This window comes from Ferrovum myxofaciens (assembly GCF_000735045.1).
In the GTDB taxonomy this organism is placed as follows: Bacteria; Pseudomonadota; Gammaproteobacteria; order Burkholderiales; family Ferrovaceae; genus Ferrovum; species Ferrovum myxofaciens.
On record NZ_JPOQ01000527.1, the window covers coordinates 1 to 253 of the forward strand.

Genomic DNA, 253 nt, shown 5'->3' on the forward strand with positions numbered 1-253 from the left:
CACCACAAGGCGCATTGGTCATCATGGATCGGGGAATTGCGACTGAAGCCAATGTCGGCTGGCTGATCGAACACGGTTATCGCTATTTGGTAGTCAGTCGTGACAGGGTGAGGAAATTCGACGAAATCCAGGGCATCAGCATTGAAACTGCGGGGGGTGATCCTTTGCGCATCCAGAAAGAGATCAGCGAGGACGGCAAAGAAGTTCGTTTATATTGTCACTCCCTGGGCCGCGAGAAGAAAGAAAGCGCCAT

General features: G+C 52.2%; 1 pseudogene. It reads left to right on the forward strand.

Going from position 1 to position 253, the window contains the following annotated elements:
• A pseudogene (locus tag IV91_RS16445) lies at positions 1-253 on the forward strand (IS1634 family transposase); the annotation flags it as partial.